Origin of the sequence: Arthrobacter sp. H14 (assembly GCF_000520495.1) — a bacterium.
Taxonomy (GTDB): Bacteria; Actinomycetota; Actinomycetes; order Actinomycetales; family Micrococcaceae; genus Arthrobacter_C.
Map to the genome: position 1 here is coordinate 7,215 of NZ_KI914661.1, position 3,711 is coordinate 10,925.

A 3,711-nucleotide genomic window follows, 5' to 3' on the forward strand; every position below is an offset into this window, starting at 1 on the left:
GTGGGAGAAGGCCGCCCGCCACGACCCGGCCATTGGCCGGCACGGCGCTTCCCGTGGGGGATGAGGACCCGTCCGAACGCCACGCCAACCTGGGCGAGACCGCGCTGCGGCCGGCTCCCGTGGGCTCCTACCCGGACGGGGCGTCACCGCTGGGCATGCGGGAGCTCATGGGGGACGTGTGGGAGTGGACCTTCAGCGGATTCCTCCCCTATCCGGGGCTCCGCACGTTCCCCTACCGCGAGTACAGCGAGGTGTTCTTCGACGGCGACTACAAGATGCTGCGCGGCGGGTCCTGGGCCACGGACGCCGCGGCTTACCGCGGCACGTTCTGCAACTGGGACCACCCGATCCGCCGCCAGATCTTCGCCGGTTTCCGGACCGCCCGTGACTGACCGCCCCCCGTTCATGGTGGGGGAACCAGGCCGGACAACGCTGCCTGACGCGCTTGGGCGCGTCAGGACAATCGAGGCACTCACGTACTTTGCATCCTGCCCGATCCCCGACATCGCCTGGCCTTGACGAGAGCCTGCCGATTTTTACACGAGCAGGTTTCACAAGGATAATTTTCAGTCAGTGCTGGATCCGGGTAGGTGCCGGTTTCGTGCCCATCAGCTGGGCACTCGACGCATCGGGAACCAGCCCATGCGAGGCTATCCAGGAGTCTCGCGAAAAACCGGAAGGATGCCCATCAATGGAACAGAAAACCAGAGAACCACTGCCCAGTGCGCGGTGGGTGCGCGGATTCGTCGGCAACACACGAGTGGTCGACAGCCGCGATCAGCTACTCGTATGGGAAGAAGAACTCCCCGTACCGCGGTATCTGTTCCCGGATGAGGACGTCCGGTCAGAAAATCTGATACCCGCCGGAGCGCCGGACGAATTGCGCTACCACCACCCGAATTCCGAGGTCACGTCCTGGTTCGATGTAGTTGTTGATAACCGCATCATCCGCCACGGGGCGTGGCGGATGAAGGGTGCTGACGGTTATACGGGAGTGACGTGGGAACGCGGTGAGTTTGACCACTGGTATGAAGAAGATCAAGAAGTATTCGAGCACCCCCACGACCCCTTCGTCCACATCGATGCCCTGCCCAGCTCTCGATTAGTGACGGTGCGCCACGACGACGTCGTGCTTGGCGAGTCGCGAGATGCGATCTTTCTTTGGGAAACAGGGCTGCCACCGCGCTACTACCTGCCGAGGCGAGACATCGACTTCGACCTTCTCACGCCGACGACCACGGAGAGCATCTGCCCCTACAAGGGCTTCGCCACCAACTACTGGAGCGTTACCAGCAAATCCTCTCTCACTGACATTGCATGGTCCTATCCCGAACCGTTCTTTCCGTACCGCAACATCGCCGGGGCAGTCGCCTTCCTGCACGAGGAACTGGACATTTCCGTCGACGGCGTACCGCAAACACGTCCTGTGCCCAAACAGTGGCCAGCACGGTCCCGGCTGGAGTAATTTACCCTGGACCGAGCCCGGTTACATGAGCCCTGTTGCTGGCCGCATCACCGGAACAGACCACACAATCTACCTCCGCTCACGGGACCGGTTTCGGTCCCGTGGTGCTGGCCGTGGGACACAATGGAACGATAGGTTTGTCGGTGGACCAGCGGCTACGCACAGGGATCGACGGGGTCTCCCGAGGGGGATGCCGGCTCGTGCGGCCAGGGCCGTGTTCGGGGCCACTCCCAGTCCCAGGATCACCAGGTCGGCCGGGATCGTGGCCCGGTCGGCCGCCACGGCGGTGACCTTCCCGTCGTGCGTGTCGAAGCCGGTCACCGCCTCGCCCAGGCGCACGTCCATCCTGAAACCCTCCATGGCTGTGGCGACGAGTCCGCCCATATCGGGGTCCAGCGCCGGCAGGGCACGATCGCACCGGTCGTGCCCAGGGCGACCGCTCCGCACGGTCGCACCCTGCACGTGCGTCCTTGGGGTGATGCTCCCCCGGTCACCACTGCGCTCCGACAGCTACTGGGCGCGACGGGAAGAATGTGGTCGCTGTTGTGGCCGTGGTTTCTCCGGCACCCCTGCAGCGGTGGCGCGGGCGCGGGTGATTACAGCGCCTGCTGCGGCCGTCATCGCGGCTACACCTGCCACCCGCCACGGGCGTGAGCGCCATCCGCCGGTGACGTGGTTGGCGGCCGGCTCGGGCTCGAACACGGTACCTGGTGTGGGGGCGGCGGCCCTTTTGCGCAGCGCGAGGGTGTTCATCACCGGGCCGATGCACCGGTCGTAGAGCCGAGGCAGCAGCGCGTGGACGGGGATGAAGCTGCGCTGGATCTGCCCGACCACGACCGTTGGCCGCGGACGGCCGGCCAAGCCCACGATGGCCCTGGCCACCCGGCGGGGCGAGACCACCGGAGGCAGCGGGTGGACCTGTTGGCCGGTGTAGTTGGCCGCGTGCTGGTAGATCGGGGTGTCGATCGTGGCCGGCAGCACGGCACACACGTTGACGCCCTCAACACTGCGGAGTTCTTGGCGCAGTGCTTCGGTGAAGCCCAGCAGCCCGAATTTGCTCGCGATGTAAGGGGAGACGTACGGGGAGGTGATCTTCGAATACACCGAGCCGATGACGATCAGCGTGCCCGACCCCTGGGTGTGGAACCGGGGCAGCAGGGCGCGGGCGGTGTACACCTGCCCGAGCAGGTTGGTCTCCAGGATCTGGCGGAACACGTCACTTGGGGTTTGCTCGACGGTGCCGTAACTATAGACCGACGCGGCACCGACCCACACGTCGATTCGCCCGAACGTCTCGAGGGCCGCCTGCACCAGGGCGCGCACCTGGTCCTCGTCACTGACGTCGGTGGGCATCATCAGGACTTCCTGGGCACCCTGGCCGCGGCATTCTGTAGCCACCTCCTCGAGACTGGGCCGGCTGCGGCTGGCCAGCACCAGCTGGGCCCCACGTTCGGCGAACGCGTGGGCGGTGGCCCGGCCGATCCCGCTGGAGGCACCGGTGATCACCACCACGCCGTCGTCACCTCCTGAGGCGTGTCGGCTCACGGTCGGCCCACCGGACACGGCCGAAGACCCGCAGCACGGCCCCGGTGACCACACCCAGCACCGTGTGGGTTCACCAGCGCCCTGCCGCGGGCCTGCCACGGGTACTGCCCCGGCCACGAGGGCAACCTCAATACTGGGTCTACTGGCACGCTTCGCGGCTGTTCAGCGACAGGTCCAGCGTTCGTCGTTATCCAACTCCACATGCCTCAACCACCTTTTTTACCTCGTTCCTCATGGGGACGGCACCCTGCTCGAGGGTCGCCTCATGCACCTGTTCCTACCGTGGGCCCATCCCGGGCCTCGACCTGGGTTGCCTATGGTTTGAGGACGACCTTGATGCAACCGTCCTGCTTCTTCTGGAAGATCTCGTACATCTGCGGCGCCTCATCCAGGGAGGCGGTGTGCGTCTTCAGATCCAGCACACCCAGCGGGTCCGAGGGGTCCTCGACCAGCGGGAGGAGGTCATCGATCCAGGACTTCACGTTGCCCTGGCCCATGCGCAGCTGGATCTGCTTGTCAAACAGCGTGAGCATCGGCATGGGGTCCTTCATCCCGCCGTACACGCCGCTGAGCGAGATGGTGCCGCCGCGGCGCACCGCTTCGATCGCGGTATAGACGGCATTGAGCCGATCCACCCCCGCGGTCTGCATCGCTTTGCGGGCGACCGCGTCCGGCAGCAGCCCGAGGGCCTGGTGCGCCGC

Annotated in this window: 4 protein-coding genes and 1 pseudogene; 2 read left to right on the plus strand and 3 right to left on the minus strand. The window is 65.8% G+C overall.

What is annotated here, in order from left to right; all coding sequences use genetic code 11:
- Both Y707_RS29055 and Y707_RS26030 read left to right on the plus strand, forming a co-directional pair.
- Positions 1–392: SUMF1/EgtB/PvdO family nonheme iron enzyme (locus Y707_RS29055; protein WP_155852992.1), on the plus strand; the 392-nt coding region annotated here is incomplete at its 5' end.
- Between the two features lie 299 nt (positions 393–691).
- Positions 692–1,465: a DUF427 domain-containing protein gene (locus tag Y707_RS26030; protein ID WP_051442004.1), complete on the plus strand. Its 774-nt coding sequence runs from the start codon at positions 692–694 to the stop codon at positions 1,463–1,465.
- 69 nt (positions 1,466–1,534) lie between these two features.
- Here Y707_RS26030 and Y707_RS33500 read toward each other — a convergent pair whose 3' ends face one another.
- The 3 genes and pseudogenes from Y707_RS33500 to Y707_RS32860 form a co-directional block, all read right to left on the minus strand.
- Positions 1,535–1,927, minus strand: coding sequence for an FAD-dependent oxidoreductase (locus tag Y707_RS33500; protein ID WP_026535496.1), 393 nt, complete (start codon positions 1,925–1,927; stop codon positions 1,535–1,537).
- A 48-nt stretch (positions 1,928–1,975) separates the two neighbouring features.
- Positions 1,976–3,010 carry an SDR family NAD(P)-dependent oxidoreductase gene (locus Y707_RS26035; RefSeq protein WP_155852980.1) on the minus strand — a complete coding sequence of 345 codons (1,035 nt, stop codon included), beginning with the start codon at positions 3,008–3,010 and terminating at the stop codon, positions 1,976–1,978.
- A 314-nt stretch (positions 3,011–3,324) separates the two neighbouring features.
- Positions 3,325–3,711, minus strand: a pseudogene (locus Y707_RS32860) (glutathione-dependent formaldehyde dehydrogenase); the annotation flags it as partial.

What these genes read in the sequence shown, in the direction of transcription:
- Y707_RS26030 (WP_051442004.1), top strand. Translation starts at nt 692, where the DNA reads ATGGAACAGAAAACCAGAGAACCACTGCCCAGTGCGCGGTGGGTGCGC.